General features: G+C 69.8%; 12 protein-coding genes. All 12 read right to left on the bottom strand.

What is annotated here, in order from left to right; translation table 11 throughout:
* The 12 genes from ubiU to F0415_RS06080 all read right to left on the bottom strand — a co-directional run bounded on the left by ubiU (position 1) and on the right by F0415_RS06080 (position 15428).
* A complete protein-coding gene (gene ubiU / locus F0415_RS06135; protein WP_149860328.1) occupies positions 1 to 999 on the bottom strand; it encodes a ubiquinone anaerobic biosynthesis protein UbiU in 999 nt (332 codons plus the stop codon).
* Between the two features lie 67 nt (positions 1000 to 1066).
* On the bottom strand, positions 1067 to 2548 hold the full coding sequence (locus F0415_RS06130; RefSeq protein WP_149860327.1) for a UbiD family decarboxylase: 1482 nt from the start codon (positions 2546 to 2548) through the stop codon (positions 1067 to 1069).
* Positions 2549 to 2553: 5 nt separating this feature from the next.
* The gene (locus F0415_RS06125; RefSeq protein WP_149860326.1) at positions 2554 to 3603 is read right to left on the bottom strand and encodes a PLP-dependent cysteine synthase family protein; all 1050 of its coding nucleotides are present in this window, start codon (positions 3601 to 3603) and stop codon (positions 2554 to 2556) included.
* Entirely contained in the window at positions 3600 to 5525 is a 1926-nt protein-coding gene (locus tag F0415_RS06120; RefSeq protein WP_149860325.1) for a pyridoxal phosphate-dependent decarboxylase family protein, read from the bottom strand. The genes F0415_RS06125 and F0415_RS06120 overlap by 4 nt, the downstream gene beginning before the upstream one ends.
* Positions 5522 to 5923 (bottom strand): SirB2 family protein, encoded by a 402-nt coding sequence (locus F0415_RS06115; protein WP_149860324.1) that lies wholly within the window; start codon positions 5921 to 5923, stop codon positions 5522 to 5524. Before F0415_RS06115 ends, F0415_RS06120 begins: the two co-directional genes overlap by 4 nt.
* Before the next feature lie 16 nt (positions 5924 to 5939).
* Positions 5940 to 7154 (bottom strand): NnrS family protein, encoded by a 1215-nt coding sequence (locus tag F0415_RS06110; protein ID WP_246149900.1) that lies wholly within the window; start codon positions 7152 to 7154, stop codon positions 5940 to 5942.
* A gap of 646 nt (positions 7155 to 7800) precedes the next feature.
* Positions 7801 to 10080 carry a nitric-oxide reductase large subunit gene (locus F0415_RS06105; protein ID WP_149860323.1) on the bottom strand — a complete coding sequence of 760 codons (2280 nt, stop codon included), beginning with the start codon at positions 10078 to 10080 and terminating at the stop codon, positions 7801 to 7803.
* Positions 10081 to 10154: 74 nt separating this feature from the next.
* A complete protein-coding gene (locus tag F0415_RS06100) occupies positions 10155 to 10904 on the bottom strand; it encodes a helix-turn-helix domain-containing protein (RefSeq protein WP_149860322.1) in 750 nt (249 codons plus the stop codon).
* Between the two features lie 19 nt (positions 10905 to 10923).
* Positions 10924 to 12318 carry an oxygen-independent coproporphyrinogen III oxidase gene (gene hemN, locus F0415_RS06095; protein WP_149860321.1) on the bottom strand — a complete coding sequence of 465 codons (1395 nt, stop codon included), beginning with the start codon at positions 12316 to 12318 and terminating at the stop codon, positions 10924 to 10926.
* Positions 12319 to 12383: 65 nt separating this feature from the next.
* Positions 12384 to 13376, bottom strand: coding sequence for a magnesium/cobalt transporter CorA (gene corA, locus F0415_RS06090; protein WP_149860320.1), 993 nt, complete (start codon positions 13374 to 13376; stop codon positions 12384 to 12386).
* Positions 13377 to 13414: 38 nt separating this feature from the next.
* A complete protein-coding gene (locus tag F0415_RS06085) occupies positions 13415 to 14587 on the bottom strand; it encodes a lipoprotein N-acyltransferase Lnb domain-containing protein (RefSeq protein ID WP_425457833.1) in 1173 nt (390 codons plus the stop codon).
* A complete protein-coding gene (locus F0415_RS06080; RefSeq protein WP_149860318.1) occupies positions 14580 to 15428 on the bottom strand; it encodes a CorC family transporter in 849 nt (282 codons plus the stop codon). The genes F0415_RS06085 and F0415_RS06080 overlap by 8 nt, the downstream gene beginning before the upstream one ends.
* Positions 15429 to 15467 lie beyond the last annotated feature (39 nt).

Below are 15467 nucleotides of genomic sequence, written 5' to 3'. Positions count from 1 at the left end.
TCAGTGCCAGGCACGGTGGTAGGGGCCGAGGGTGGTCTGGTGGCCTTCGGCATGCGCCGACAGCGCCTGCTGCCAGGCCGGCCGCAGGCTCCATTGTTCCGGCTGGTCGCGCAGGGCATCGATGGCCTGGCGCCAGGTGCGGGTGACGGCGGAGACGTAAGCGACGCCGCGCTGCCGGCCTTCGATCTTCAGCGCCGCCACGCCGGCGGCGGCCAGGCGCGGCAGCAGTTCCAGGGTGTTGAGGCTGGTCGGCTCCTCCAGCGCGTGGAAGACCTCGCCGCGCACGTCGAAGCGGCCCTTGCACACGGTCGGGTAGCCGGCCGGCTCGCCGCGGGTGTAGCGGTCCATCAGCATGCCGTTCAGGCGCACGCTGCGGCCGCCGTCCGCGTGTTCCTCCCAGCGCACGAAGCGCGCCGGCGAGCAGACACCATGTCGGTTGGGCGAGGCGCCGGTGACGTAGCTGGACAGCTGGCAGCGGCCTTCGACCATGATGCAGAGACTGCCGAAGGCGAAGACCTCCAGCGGTACCGGCGAGGTCTGGCAGAGTCGCTCGACCTGCTGCAGCGAAAGCACCCGCGGCAGCACCGCGCGCGCGATGCCGAAGTGTTCGTGCATGTAGCGAAGCGCCGGTGCGCTGGTGGCCGAGCCCTGCACGGACAGGTGCCGGGGCAGGTTCGGGTGCTCGCGCATGGCGTGGTCGAGCACGGCAATCTCGGCGGCGATGATGGCGTCGCAGCCCATTGCCGCCGCCCGGTCCACGGCTTCGCCCCAGAGCGGCAGGCTGGCCGAGTCGGGATAGGTGTTCAGGGCCAGGTAGACCTGGCAGCCATGCGCATGCGCGTAGGCGATGCCGTCGCGCAGCGAGGCTTCGTCGAAGTTCAGGCCGGGGAAGGCGCGGGCATTGGTCTGGTCGCGGAACCCGACATAGACGGCGTTGGCGCCGGCGTCCACCGCGGCTCGCAGGGCCGGCAGGTTGCCGGCGGGACAGACCAGTTGCATGGACGAGCTCCCTTCGACGGACAGTCGCCATCCTCCGCGTCCGCCCGCCCCCTGTCCTTGACCTGCGTCAGATCACCGACCGCTTCTCCTGCAGCGAATCCAGCAGGGCCTGCATGCGCCGGTCCACGGCGGGATCGGGGGTGATGGGTTCGGGCCAGGCGCGCGAGGTCTCCGCCGGGCACTTGCAGGTGGCGTCCAGGCCGAGCTTGGAGCCGAGGTTGGGCGCCGGGCTGGAGAAGTCGAGGTAGTCGATCGGCGAGTTGCCCACCAACAGGCTGTCGCGGACCGGGTCCACGCGGTTGGCCACCGCCCACAGCACCTGGCCCCAGTCGCGCACGTCGATGTCGTCGTCGGTGACGATGACGAACTTGGTGTAGGTGAACTGCCGCAGCCAGGACCAGACGGCCATCATGATCCGGCGGGCGTGGCCGGGATACTGCTTGCGGATGCTGACCAGGGCGATGCGATAGGAGCAGGCTTCCGGCGGCAGGTAGAAGTCCACGACCTCCGGGAAGGTCCGGCGCATGATCGGTACGAAGACCTCGTTCAGCGCCGAGGCCAGCACCGAGGGCTCGTCCTCAGGCGAGCGGCCCATGTAACTGCCGTGGTAGATGGCGCTATGGCGCAGGCGCAGGCGTTCGATGGTGAGCACCGGAAACTCGCCTTGGCCGTTGTAATGGCCGGTGTGGTCGCCGAAGGGGCCCTCGATGGCGGTGTCGCCGGGGTGGATGAAGCCTTCCATCAGGATCTCGGCGCCGGCCGGCGCGTCCAGGCCGGTCAGGGCGCTGCGCCAGACGCGGCTGCGGGCGCCGCGCAGCAGACCAGCGAACTCGAACTCCGACAGCGTGTCGGGCACCGGCGCCACCGCCGCCAACATTGTCGCCGGATCGGCGCCCAGCGCCACCAGCACCGGGAAGGGACGGTCGGGATGCGTGGCACGCCAGTCGGCGTAGTCCAGGGCGCCGCCGCGATGCGGCAGCCAGCGCATGATCACCCGGTTGCGGCCGAGCAGCTGCTGGCGATAGATGGCAATGTTCTGCCGCGACTGCCGGGTGCCGCGGGTGATGACCAGGCCGAAGGTGATCAGGCGGGCGACATCGCCGGGCCAGCAGCGCTGGATCGGCAGTCGGCCGAGATCGACCGCGTCGCCTTCCAGCACTTCCTCGTTGAAGGCGGCCTCGTCCACGTGCCGGGGCGCGACGTGTGCCAGCTGCGCCAGTTCCGGCCAGCTGGTGAGCGCCTCGCGCAGGTTACCCGGCCAGCGTGGTTCCTTCAGCGCCGCCAGCAGCTCGCCCAGTTCGCGCAGCGAGGCCAGCGGCCGGTCGCCCAGGGCCAGCTCGATGCGGCGGCGGTGCCCGAACAGGTTGCCCAGCAGCGGATGCGCGGCGCCGACCGGCTTTTCCATCAGCAGGGCCGGGCCGCCCCGTTTCAGGGCCAGACGGCACAGGGCGGTGCTTTCCAGCTCCGGATCCACCGGATGCGGCACACGCAGCAGCTGGCCATGGCGCTGCAGGGTGTCGAGGAAACCGCGCAGGTCGTGGCAGGCCATGGCGGTCAGGCGGCCAGGCGGTCCGCCAGGCGCCGGTGATGATCGGGCAGGGCGATGCCGCGGGCGGCCAGCCAGTCGGCGTTGAACAGGGTTTCGCCGTAGCGCTCGCCGTGATCGCAGAGCAGGCTGACGATGCTGCCGCGCTCGCCGCGTTCGCGCATGCCGGCGGCCAGGCGCAGGCAGGCCACCAGGTTGGTGCCGGAGCTGCCGCCGTAGCGGCGGCCCAGGGCCTGCTCCAGCCACCAGGCGGCGGCGATGGAATCGCCGTCATCCACTTCGATCACCTCGTCCACGACATCGAACAGGAAACCCGGTTCGACCCGCAGGCGGCCGATGCCCTCGATCAGGGTGGGCCGGCTGGCGCGGGCCTCGCCATCGCGCCGCCGCCAGCCTTCGGCGAAGGCGCCGCCAGTGGGTTCGGCGACGCAGACGCGAGTGTCGAGCCGGCGGTAGCGCAGGTAGCGGCCGATGGTGGCCGAGGTGCCGCCGGTGCCGGCGCCGCAGACGATCCAGGCCGACTCCGGATCGGGCTCGCGCGCCATCTGCGCCACTATGGATTCGGCGATGTTGTTGTTGCCGCGCCAGTCGGTGGCGCGCTCGGCCAGGCCGAACTGGTCGAGGTAGCAGAGACCTTCGCTTTCTGCCCGCTGCCGCGCCACCGCCTCGGCGTCGACGCCGGCCGGCACCAGCACGCATTCGGCGCCCAGGCCACGCAGCAGGCGGACCTTGGCCGGCGCCGTGCAGGCCGGCATCACCGCCAGGAAGCGCAGGCCGAGCAGGCGGGCGAACCAGGCCTCGGAGATGGCGGTACTGCCCGAGGAGGCGTCGATCACGCCCTGGCCCTCGCGCAGGCGGCCGTTACACAGTGCGTACAGGTAGAGCGAGCGCGCCAGCCGGTGCTTGAGGCTGCCGGTGGGGTGTGCGGCCTCGTCCTTGAAATAGAAGCGGACGCCGGGAAAGGCCGGCAGATCCAGGCGCAGCAGGTGCGTGTCGGCCGAGCGCGCCGCCTCCTGGGCCAGACAGTCCAGCGCCGCCTTGAGCCAGGCGCGGCTCATGCCGGCTCCGTCTCCATCAGCGCCAGTGCCTGCTGCTCCAGGTAGTCGAAGTAGAGCTCCAGGTAGCTGCGGCCGTGGCCGTCGTCCAGCAGGAAGGGATTCATCAGCGTGTGCCGCAGCACCACCAGGCGGTCGTCGTCCTCGCCGCCGACGTCCAGCGTCGCCGGATCCAGCTCGAGCATGCCGAGGATGCGCAGGCTGTCCTCCTGGCCAAGCACGTCCGGCCGCAGCGTGGTCATCGAGCCGAAGAACTCGCGCGCCTGCAGCGGCTGCCGCGGGTCGTAGCTCAGGCGGCGGTGCAGGGCGCGGACGAAGCGGTTCATGCGCGCCACGTCGCGGTTGCCGGCGGGATTCAGCGCCAGGCAGATCAGGTTGCTGTCCGGTTCGAAGGGCACGCGGCAGTGCAGCTGGCCCTCCATGCGCGCGGCGAAACGGGTGGCGGCGGTGCGGAAGGATTCGGTGGCGAGGATGGATTCGCGCGGCAGGGCGCCGAAGTGCTCGTGGTCCAGCGGCAGCACCTGGTGGGTGACATAGACCGCTGCCGCCGCCGCGCCCGGCTTGGAGCCTTCCGGGATGTAGCGGCCCAGCTGCCGGTAGCGCTGGAAGTAGTTGCCGTCGTCCCCGGCGGTGAAGACGTAGTCGGCCTCCTCGGCTAGCAGCGGCATGGCGCGCTGGTCGCGGCAGAGGAAGGCGCCGGCGCCGTAGGAGATGTAGCCGAGCTTGTGCGGATCCACGGTGATGGAGTCCACCTGCGGCAGCGCCGCGACTGCCGCATGCACCTCCGGTGTCGGGAAGTCGCGAAACTCACCGCGCATCTCCGCCAGCGTGCGCAGGTCGCCGTCCGGGCGGCGGAACAGCGTGGCCAGGTAGCCGCCCCAGGCGGCATCCACGTGCACGCCGAAGCCCAGACCACGCGCGGCCCAGCGCTCGCGGGCGGCGACCAGCTCGTGCAGCGGATCCACCGTGCCGAACTCGGTGCTGCCAAACACCGCGACCACCATCAGCACCGGCTGGCGCTGGCGGCGGCAACGCTCGAGAACCTCCTCTAGCGCTTCCGGATCGGTGCGCATGCCGCGCTCGGGCACCAGTTCCAGCCGGGCCCGGCCCAGGCCCATCAGCTTCATGCCCTTGGACCAGGAATAGTGGGCGGTGACCGGCGCCAGCACCCGCGGCGATTCCAGGGTCAGGTGCCGGGACAGGAACTCGGCCATGCCCAGGGTCTCCAGCCGCTGCGCCGTCAGCGCCTGGCGCCAGCGCCGGCGCTCGCGGCCGTCGCAGCCGGCCAGGAAGGCGTTCCACTGCTCGAGCAGCTCGATGCTCGCCGCCGGCGTGAGGTTGAAGGCGGCGCGGTCGTCGCCCGGCAGGTCCAGGCCCGGCGGCGACACCGCCCGCAGCGCGACCGGGAAGGCCTTCAGCGCCAGCGCCAGGCGCAGGGCCTGGAAATTGGCCAGGGTGCCGCCGGAGGTCAGGTGGCCGAAGGCACAGTCGGGCCGGGCCGGATCGCTGACGTAGCCGAACATGCGTGCCAACTGCAGCCCGACCTTCAGCTCCAGGTCGATGGTGACGGGCGCGGCGTCGATGCTGACGTTGTTCGGGTTGTAGGGCAGGGTCAGGAACTGTGCCGCCAGGCCGGGCAGCAGCAGGTCGGAGACCATGTGGCCGATGTAGCGCGGGCTGTGGAAGGGCACCGAACGCTTGAGCGCCGCCGACAGCGCGTGCAGTTCGCGGCGCATGCGCGCCTCGAACTGGCGGAAGGCCGGGGTGTCGGCGGCCCAGGTCGGGATCGCCGGCGGATCCTCGGGATGGAAGTTGCGGCGCCAGTAGACGTGGTCGCGCAGGAACTCGACGACCAGCTTCTCCAGCAGCGTGTCGTTCTCGCCATAGGGACCGAGGAAACAGGGATGGACGGCAGGGGAGGTCATGACAGCAGCGACTGCAGGATGCCCAGCGGGTGGTGCGCGCGCGCCACCGTGTACGTGAAGCCGAAGCAGGCCAGCGCCGCCAGATAGCACACCACCCGGGCGCGGCGGCTGCGGGCGCGCTTGAGCGCCAGACTGCCCAGCACGACGTAGGCCACCAGCAGCGCCAGCTTCAGGCTGAGCCAGGGAGTGACGAAGGGATTGAGCTTGAGCGCGGTCAGCAGCATCAGCGCCGCCGTCAGCAGCACGGTGTCTATCGTGTAGCTGAGGTAGCGCAGTGGCGCCGCCATCGCCCAGCGCTGGCCGGCCAGCACCAGGGCGCCGCGCAGGGCGAACAGGCCGCCGCTGGCCAGTACCGCGGCGACGTGCACCATCTTGATCTGCAGGTAATAGGCGATCACGCGATTGCTTCCATGCTCAGCCCGGGCGCCCGTCGGCGCGCGGGGTCAGGTAGATCCACAACGAACGCAGCACCCAGGGCAGGAACACCGCCAGCCAGCCAAGGCCGGCGGCGAGGAACCAGGGCGCCGGGTTCGCCATCAGCTCGGCCAGCACCCGCAGCAGCGCCACCGCCTGCATGCCGGCGAAGGCGACGCCGGGAATGGTTCCCAGCACCAGCGGCCGGCCCGAGTGCCCCTGGGTGACGCGGGTGACCATGGCTACCAGCAGGCTGCCGAAGAAGCCCACCGACACCGCATGTACCGGCGCCCGGCCGAGGACGAAGGTGTCGGAGATGAAGAACCACAGGCTCTGCGCCGAATACAGCGCCAGCGCGATCGGCAGCCAGGCATAGCCGATGAACAGCACCCGCAGCAGTGCCGGCGCCTTGCCGCGTGGCCAGTTCCGCCACAGCCAGTAGGCGCTCAGGCCCAGCAGCGGCAGGTCCACCAGCCACAGCCACTGGTGCAGGTGCGCCAGCTCCAGGCCGACATGCCCGAGCCACAGCGGCCAGCACGCCGCCAGCCAGGCCATCGGCCGCCACGGCCGGTAGCCGGGCACGACATTGCCGGCGAAGAAGGGAAACATCCGGTGCGCCACCGTGGTGTAGATCGGCACCAGCAGGCCGAAGCTGCCGATCTTCAGCATGGCGAAGGCCAGCCGCGGCTCGCCCGGCAGGTGCAGGTAGGCGGCGAAGGCCAGCAGCCCCGCCAGCCCCACCAGCAGCGCCGCGAAGCATGACACCGCGTGCCAGCAGCCGCTGCCGTCGCGCAGCAACCAGCCCACCAGCACCGCCATGGCGGCGATCCAGCCGGCCAGCGTGTTCACCACGCCCAGGTGCAGCAGCAGGTCGGAGCCGCGGAACAGCCCGATCAGGGTCAGCGCCTGCCCCAGCAGCAATCCGAGGCCCACCGGCAGGTAGTGCCAGCGGGTCGGCTCGCGCTGGCCCATCCAGCGCGGAAAGACGGTCAGCAGGAAGCCGAAGATGAAGGCCGGCAGCACCTGGTACTGCATGGTGAAGGCATGCATCCACCCCGCCGGTACGCTGGGGTTGGTCATGCCGCCGCCCAGCCAACCGGTCCACCAGGCCATGGCGGCGAGCACGTTGGCAGCACCGATGAAGAACATCAGGCGGTGCGGGGCTGCGGTGATGGGCAGGGGCAGGCTCTGGTTGACGGGAATTGGTCGGGCCACGTTCCGACTCCTCCTGTTGGGCCTGAAGCATGGCCTCCCGGGCTCCGGGCCGCCTTGACGCAAGTCATTCGCATCGCGATCAGGGGCTGCGCCACGGGTGAGACCTCCGGTGTCGGCGGAGAGCCGGGCCCTCGTCCGGTACGCCGGCGTTTGTGATGTCGCGTTCCCTGGCGGCCTGTTGGCTTGGCAAGTGGCGCCGCCGCGTCATGAGGGGGAGGCGCCGACCGTCGCTGGGGCCGCCAGGACGCGTCTGCCGTGCCGCCGCGAACGGCGTCGCTTCGGCAGCGCAGGCCTTGGCCAGGCCTGCCCTATCCCAGCGTAGGCACCCGCCAAACCCCCCACGACGAGCGCGGGCGAAGGTCCCGGAGAGGGGACGGGTCCTCGGCCACCGCGCCGGCGAAGGGTTCGAGGAGGTGGTGTGTGGGGTCGTCGGCCGGGCGTGAGCGGCATGGATGCCGCGACCGAGCCCCCATGGACGGGTTTACGGCGTCCCGGACGAGGACCCCACACACCGCCTCCACCGAGGCTGCAACCCGCCGCGGACGAGGGCCCGGCTCTCCGCCGACACGCAGGATCTCGCCCCCAGCGCCGGAAAAAACGGGGCCGCCATTGCGGCGGCCCCTTGGGGTATCGGCGCGTGCGTGGCTCAGCGCACCGACTCGGTGGCCCCCTCCACCCGGGGTTGCGATTGCCTCGGCGCGATCCAGAGACGAAGCACGAACCAGGCCAGCGCCAGCGCACCGACACTGAAGATCGTGTCACCCGGAACACGCATCCATACCAGCAGCTCCACGATCGGCTGCTGCATGAACGCCGCCGAACGCGCATACCAGTAGCCATGCTCGATGGCCGCATCCAGCTGCAGCACGCCCAGCGGCAGCAGCGTGAACAGCGCCATTCCGGCCAGCCCGATGTTGAGCGCCCAGAAGGCCGTGCCCAGCACCCGGTCCGGCCAGATCGCGAACGGCTTCATCCCGCGCAGGCAGAACAGCATCAGGCCGATGCCGAGCATGCCGTAGACACCGAACAGCGCAGTGTGGCCATGCAACGGAGTCAGGTTCAGGCCCTGCATGTAGTACAGCGGCAGCGGCGGATTGATCAGGAAACCGAACAGGCCGGCGCCCACCAGGTTCCAGAATGCCACCGCCACGAAAAACAGCACCGGCCACTTGTAGCGATGCATCCACGGCGTGGCCTTGCCCAGCTTGAAGGTGTGGTAGGCCTCGAAACCGACATAGGCCAGCGGCACCACTTCCAGCGCCGAGAAGGACGCGCCCAGGGCGATCACCGCCGTCGGCGTGCCGGTGAAGTACAGGTGGTGCAGGGTGCCGAGCACGCCGCCGGCCATGAAGACGATGGTGGCGAACAGCACCGCGACCGTGGCCGTCTTCGTGCGGATCAGGCCCAGCTTGGTGAACAGGAAGGCGATGACCGCGGTGGCGAAGACCTCGAAGAAGCCCTCGACCCACAGGTGCACGACCCACCAGCGCCAGTACTCGACCATGGACAGGTGGGTGTGCTCGCCGTACAGCAGGCCGGCGCCGTAGAAAAGGCCGATGCAGACGGTCGAGAGGAACAGCAGGATGGTGATGTTCTTGTGCTCGCCGCCCTTGCGGATGGCCGGCACCAGGGTGCGGCCGACCAGGAACAGCCACAGGCCAAGGCCGATGAACAGGAACCACTGCCAGAAGCGGCCCAGGTCCACGTACTCCCAGCCCTGGTGGCCGAACCAGAAGTTCTTCTCCAGGCCCAGTTCCTGCATCACGGCGAACCACTGGCCGGCGAAGGCGCCCACCACGATGACCAGCAGGCAGACCCAGAGCACGTTCACGCCCAGGGCCTGGAACTTCGGTTCGTGTCCCGAGATGGCCGGACCGATGTACAGGCCCATGCCCAGCCAGGCGGTGGCGATCCACAACACCGCCAGCTGGGTGTGCCAGGTGCGGGCGAGCGAGTAGGGCAGGAACTCGGACAGGGCGAAACCGTAAGCCTCCTGGCCCTCGACCTGGTAGTGCGCAGTGATCGCGCCGAGCAGGATCTGGGTCAGGAACAGGGCCACCACCACCCAGAAGTACTTGGCGGTGGCGCGCATGGACGGCGTCACCCGGATCTGTGCCAGCGGGTCGGCCAGCGGCAGCCGCTCGGGCCGGTCGTCGCCGTGGCTGACCGCATAGTGCCAGCCGAGCAGGGCGATGCCGGCCAGCAGGAACAGCACGCTGAACACCGTCCACATCAGCAGGTTGGACGGGGGCTCGTTGCCGACCAGCGGCTCATGCGGCCAGTTGTTGGTGTAGCTGATGTCCTTGCCTGGCCGCTCGGTCACAGCGGTCCAGGCCGTCCACCAGAAGAAGGCGGTCATGGCCTGGCGGTGCTCCAGCGCCGGCAGGGTGTCCTCCTTCATGGCATAGGCCTCGCGCAGCTCGCGCGTGGCCGGGTCGTTGCTGAACAGGCTGAGGTAGTGGGCGGCGACGTTGTTGATCGCCGCCAGCCGGTCGTCATCGATGGTGATGGTGCCGGCGGCCTCGTCGAAGGTGTTGCGGCGAAGCGTTTCCTTCAGCCGGGTTTCCAGCGCTGCCTGCTCGGGGGCTTCCAGGGAGGCGAAGTTGCGGACCTGGTAGTCGCGCCGGGCCCAGCGGTCCAGCAGCTCGACCGCTTCGCGATGCAGCCAGTCGGCGGTCCAGTCGGGGGCGACGTAGCTGCCGTGGCCCCAGATCGAGCCCAGCTGCTGGCCGCCGATGGACTGCCAGGCCTGGCGGCCGGTCTGGATGTCTTCCCTGGTGAACACCACCTGCCCGGACTCGGTGACCACGCGTTCGGGAATCGGTGGCATGACACGGTGGATCTCGCCGCCCACCCAGAGCAGGGCTGCGAACGAGACCAAGAGCAGGACCGCCAGCGCGGTCCAGAGTTTGCGGGTGCTGCTCATGGCGGCTCTCCTATTGGGCGCCACCATGCTCGCGAGCGCCGGCTCGGCGGTCACTGACCTGCGTCAAGCCGGCTTCAGTTGCGCAGGACCACCCGGGCCAGGGCCTCGAGCCTGGCCGGGTCGGCGATCTCCAGCTCGCGTCGTTCCACCTTCACCAAGCCGTCCTCCTGCAGCCGGCGCAGCACCCGGCTGACCGTTTCCGGCGCCAGGCGCAGGTAGTTGGCGATGTCGGTGCGGGTCATGGTCAGGTGCAGGCGGGTGGCCGAGAAGCCGCGCTGGGCGAAACGCCGCGACAGGGCCACCAGGAAGGCGGCCATGCGCTGGTCGGCGCTGTAGTCGCCGGCCAGCAGGGCCGCCTTGCCGATGTCCTGGCTGAGCAGGCGGAACAGCTGGGCCTGCAAGCCGGGCATGCGGGTGGCCAGCAGGGCCATCTTCGGGAAGGAGAACCGGCACAGCATCACCGTGTCCAGCGCCACCGCATTGCAGGGGTAGCGGGCCTCGCTGATGGCGTTCAGGCCGATGATCTCGCCAGGCAGGTGGAAGCCCAGCACCTGTTCCTGGCCGGTGGCGTCCACCACGTAGGTCTTGACCGTGCCGGCGCGTACCGCGGCGATGGCATTGAACTCGTCACCCTCGCGGAAGATGTGCTCGCCTTCGTGAAAGGGGCCGACGTGCTCGACCAGCACGTGCAGCTCGCGCAGGTCCGATTTGTCGTAGCCCTGTGACAGGCAAGCGTCGGAGAAGGCGCAGGTGCTGCAGAAGCGCAGCTCGTCGCCGTCGTCGGCGATGGGGTTGGGACGCGACCGCTTGCCGGCGAGGCTCATCCCCGCCCCCCGGAGACGCTCAGATCGCCTTGGAGAACCGGGCCGGTTCTGTCTGGGACTGGTACAGGTAGCGGTCGAAGCATGCGGCAATGATACGCAGCAGCAGACGCCCGCGCGACGTGGCCCGGATCCGGCCATCCGCCCGTTCGACCAGGCCATCGGCTTCCAGTGGCGGCAGCCGCTCCAGCTCGGTGGCGAAATAGGTGGCGAAGTCGATGTCGTGCCGGTCCTCGAGCTCGCGCACGTCCACCTCGCCCTGGCACATCAGCTGCTGGATCAGGTCGGCCCGCAACAGATCGTCCTCGCTCAGTTGCAGCCCGCGCCAGGTCGGCAGGCGGCCGGCGTCCACCGCTGCCTCCCAGCCGGGCAGGTCGCGCGGGTTCTGGGCGAAACAGTCGCCGACGTGGCTGATGGCGCTGACGCCGACGCCGATCAGGTCGCACTCGGCATGGGTGGTGTAGCCCATGAAGTTGCGGTGCAGGCCGCCCCGGGCCTGGGCCACCGCCAGATCGTCCTCCGGCAGGGCGAAGTGGTCCATGCCGATATAGACGTAGCCGGCCGCCGACAGCTTCTCGATGGCCAGCTGCAGCAGGCCCAGCTTGTCCTCCGGCGAGGGCAGCTGGCTGGCCTCGATCTGCTTCTGCGGCCGGAACAGCTGCGGCAGATGCGCGTAGCTGTAGATGGCCAGCCGGTCGGGCCGGGCCCGGACCACGGTGTCCAGGGTGCGGCCGAAACCCTCGCGGGTCTGCAGCGGCAGGCCGTAAATCAGGTCCACGTTGACCGAGCGGAAGCCATGCGCGCGGCAGGCCTCGATCACCGCCAGGGTCTCCTGTACCGACTGGATGCGGTTCACGGCCTTCTGCACCACCGGGTCGAAGTCCTGTACGCCCAGGCTGGCGCGGTTGAAACCGATGAAGGCCAGGGCCTCGATGTCGCCCGGGTTCATGAAGCGCGGGTCCAGCTCGATGGAGAAGTCGCGCTCCGGCGACTCGGAGAAGCGAAAGTGCGTCTGCAGGCTCTCCATCAGCTCGCCGATCTGGTTGGCGCCAAGGAAGTTGGGTGTGCCGCCGCCCAGGTGCACCTGTATCACCTCGCGGTCGCGGTCGAACAGCGGTCCGAGCATGGCCACCTCGCGCTCCAGGCGGCTCAGGTAGGCCTCGCCACGGTTCAGGTCGCGGGTGATGATGCGGTTGCAACCGCAGTAGAAGCAGGGACTGAAGCAGAACGGGATGTGCGCGTACAGCGACAGCCGGCGCGGGATCGGGTCGTCGTTGCTCAGCCTGGCGGCACGGATGAAGTCGTCCGGCCCGAAATCGGTGCGGAACTGCGGTGCCGTGGGGTAGGAGGTGTAACGCGGCCCCGGCCGGTCGTAACGGCGGAGCAGCTCGGCATCGAAGGGCGGAACGGCGACCATGGCCGGCAGCTTAGGAGCCCACCCGCCGGGCCGCCTTGACCCTGGTCAAGCCAGGGCGCGGCGCTTCACAGCCAGCGGGCGCGGCGCAGCAGCAGGTACAGCCCCAGCACCACCAGCACCACCAGGCCCAGCAGCACGAGGTAGCTATAGCGGCCGTCCAGCTCGGGCATGTGCCGGAAATTCATGCCGTACCAGCTGGCGATCAGCGTGGGCGCGGCCAGCAGCGCCGCCCAGCCGGCCAGACGCTTGACCACCTCGCCCTGGGCCACGGCCACCAGGGCCAGGTTCACCGACATCGCCGCGGTCAGCATCTCCCGCAGCGTGTCCACCGCATCGTTCACTCGCAGCGTGTGATCGTAGACGTCGCGGAAATACAGCCGCATCTCCTCGCCCACCAGCTGGGTATGCACGCGGGTCAGCTGGCCGGTGATGTCCTGCATCGGCGCCACCGCCAGCCGCAATCGGGTCAGCTCGCGCTTGAGGTCGTAGAGCTGGCGGATGGTGCCACGGCTGAAATCCTCGGCGAAGATCTCGTGCTCCAGCTCGTTGAGCTTTTCCCGGAACTCATCGACGATCGGCAGGTAGTTGTCCACGATGAAATCCAGCACCGCATACAGCCCGTAAGTCGGGCCCAGGGCCAGCAGTTCCGGTTCGCGCTCGCAGCGGGCGCGGACGCTGGCGTAGGACAGCGAGGTGCCGTGCCGCACGGTCACCAGGTAGCGCGGACCCATGAAGATATGGGTCTCGCCGAAACTGACCTGGCCGGCCACGGCCTGGGCGGTATGCACGGCGATGAAAAGGGAATTGCCGTAGGCCTCGATCTTCGGTCGCTGGTGTGCGTGGTGGGCGTCCTCGACCGCCAGGTCGTGCAGGCCGAACTCTTCCTGCAGCTTGTCCAGCAGGGACTCCTCCGGCTCGTACAGGCCGACCCAGACGAAGCTGCCGTCGTCCACCGCCAGCACGTCGCTGATGGTGTCCAGGTCTATGTCGCGGCGACTGCCGTCGCGGCCATAGGCCACGCAGTTGATCACGCAGGCGGGGGTGGCGGGTGCGTTCATGGCCGGCATCTTGGGCTGGCCCCGCCCCGGCCGGCAAGTCAGTCGCGGCGCGGTGCCAGCCGGCGCAGCAGGGCCCAGTGCAGGGGCAGCAGCAGTAGCACCCACTCCACGTTCTCTTGCGGCCGGAACGGCAGGAACTTCAGGAAGCCGGCCAACGCGGCCCCGGCCACCACCAGCACCAGCAGGGCGCGGAACCAGGGTTTGGGTTCGCGTCCGCGCAGCAGCGCCCAGGCGCCCGGCAGCAGGCCCAGGCACAGCGGGCTGAGCAGCAGCAGGTTCTCGTTGCCGTGGGCGAAGACATGGGCCGTGGCCAGCCACAGGTAGAGCATCAGGGCACCGGCCAGGCCGGCCAGCAGCCAGAAGGCGAGGGCGAAGCCGGCCAGGGCCCGTGGCCAGCGCCGGCCGGCCAGCAGGACCAGGGCGGCCAGGACCAGGCCGGCAACCAGGGCCGGCCCGCGCAGGCGCGGCGCTTCCGCCGGCGCCGGCGGAAGGCGGTGCGGCGCCAGCGTCTCCTCGGCGGCCACCAGCGGACGACCGTCGTCCAACCGCACTTCGCGCAGTGCCTCGCGCAGGCGCATCGGGATGAAGCCCTCGTCGTAACGCGACAGCGGCCGGTCGGCCTGGCCGGCCAGGCCGAGGTGAAAGCCCAGGGCCATCCACGGCGCCGGGCTGGCCAGGCGGACCGCTTCGCTGCGGTAGCTGTGCCCGCGCGAACGACCGCTCAGCTGCGCCCGCAGGCGTCCGTCCAGCGCCCGGTCCAGGGCGTCGCGCACCTGCGTGGAACAGTTGCTGGTGAAGTAGTCGTAGTCGTAGCGGGCGTTTTCGCCCCGGGCGCGGTCGGCCAGGCCTTGGGCCAGCGCGCGGGCCTGCTCGGGTGCCAGGTCCAGCCATTGCAGGGTGACGCCACGGCCGGTCCGCCGGTAATAGGCCAGGTCGCGCTCCATCGGCAGCGCTACCAGCCAGTAGCGCATTCGGCCGTGGACGAAGTTGGCGAAGAAGCCCGGCTCGTCCAGATCGAAGTAGCCGAAGTTGTAGGCGATCGGACCGTCGCCGGCCGGATCGTCCACGACGATGGCGTTGTGGCCGAAGCGCTCGAAGAACAGCTCGCCCGGCTCCATCGTCAGCACGCCGATGCGCGGCGCCGCCGCGGCCAGGGCCGGCAGCAGGCACAGCAGCAACATGGCCAGGCGGACCCGCAGGCGCTCAGGCATCGGCATGCACGCTGACCACGAAACTGTGCACGCGCCTGGCATCGGCCCGGCCGACCCGGAAGTGGAAACGACCCAGGGCCAGTTCTTCGCCGGATTCCGGCAGGTGACCGATGGCGGCGATGACCAGGCCGCCGATGGTGTCGTACTCGTCGTCGGGAAGCTCGGCGCCGAACTGCCGGTTGAAGTCGGCGATCGGGGTCAGCGCGTCCACCATGTACTGGCCGTCGGCCTGGGCGGCGATCAGCCGGGCGGTATCGGCCTCGTCATGCTCGTCGTCTATCTCGCCGACGATCTCTTCCAGAACGTCCTCGATGGTGACCAGGCCGGCGACGCCGCCATGCTCGTCCACGACGATGGCCATGTGGTTGCGCGAGAGGCGGAACTCCTTGAGCAGGACGTTCAGGCGCTTGGACTCCGGAATCAGCACGGCCGGCCGCAGCAGTTCGCGGATGCTGCCCGGCCCCGCGTCCGACACCAGGCCGGGCAACAGGTCCTTGGCCAGCAGGATGCCCAGCACCTCGTCGCGGTCCTCGCCGTGTACGGGGAAGCGCGAGTGGCCGGATTCGACTACCGTGCGCAGCAGGTCCATGAAGGGTTCGTCTACGGGCAGCGAGACCATCTGCGAGCGCGGCACCATGATGTCCGACACCTGCTTGTCGGACACGGTCAGCGCGCCCTCCAGCATCTTCAGGGTGTCGGCTTCGAGCAGGCCGTTGGCGCGGGCCTCGCGCAGGATTTCGACCAGGTCCTCGCGGGTCCTGGGTTCGCCGGAAAAGGCCTGGCTCAGGCGATCCAGCCATGAGCGCCGTTCCGGCGGGCTACTAGGGGAGTCCTCTGACATCAGTGGCTTGCGGGGCGCCCGGGCAGGGGCGGGAGCCCG

Origin of the sequence: Arenimonas fontis (assembly GCF_008386465.1) — a bacterium.
Lineage (GTDB): Bacteria > Pseudomonadota > Gammaproteobacteria > Xanthomonadales > Xanthomonadaceae > Arenimonas > Arenimonas fontis.
The sequence above is the reverse complement of the archived record's forward strand: the minus strand, read 5'-3'. Positions and strand labels throughout refer to the sequence as shown.

Excerpts from the sequence above, each read along its gene's own strand:
- F0415_RS06080 (WP_149860318.1), bottom strand. The coding sequence starts at position 15,428 with ATGTCAGAGGACTCCCCTAGTAGCCCGCCGGAACGGCGCTCATGGCTG.
- F0415_RS06105 (WP_149860323.1), bottom strand. The coding sequence starts at position 10,080 with ATGAGCAGCACCCGCAAACTCTGGACCGCGCTGGCGGTCCTGCTCTTG.
- corA (WP_149860320.1), bottom strand. The coding sequence starts at position 13,376 with ATGAACGCACCCGCCACCCCCGCCTGCGTGATCAACTGCGTGGCCTAT.
- hemN (WP_149860321.1), bottom strand. The coding sequence starts at position 12,318 with ATGGTCGCCGTTCCGCCCTTCGATGCCGAGCTGCTCCGCCGTTACGAC.
- F0415_RS06120 (WP_149860325.1), bottom strand. The coding sequence starts at position 5,525 with ATGACCTCCCCTGCCGTCCATCCCTGTTTCCTCGGTCCCTATGGCGAG.
- F0415_RS06085 (WP_425457833.1), bottom strand. The coding sequence starts at position 14,587 with ATGCCTGAGCGCCTGCGGGTCCGCCTGGCCATGTTGCTGCTGTGCCTG.
- ubiU (WP_149860328.1), bottom strand. The coding sequence starts at position 999 with ATGCAACTGGTCTGTCCCGCCGGCAACCTGCCGGCCCTGCGAGCCGCG.
- F0415_RS06125 (WP_149860326.1), bottom strand. The coding sequence starts at position 3,603 with ATGAGCCGCGCCTGGCTCAAGGCGGCGCTGGACTGTCTGGCCCAGGAG.
- F0415_RS06100 (WP_149860322.1), bottom strand. The coding sequence starts at position 10,904 with ATGAGCCTCGCCGGCAAGCGGTCGCGTCCCAACCCCATCGCCGACGAC.
- F0415_RS06130 (WP_149860327.1), bottom strand. The coding sequence starts at position 2,548 with ATGGCCTGCCACGACCTGCGCGGTTTCCTCGACACCCTGCAGCGCCAT.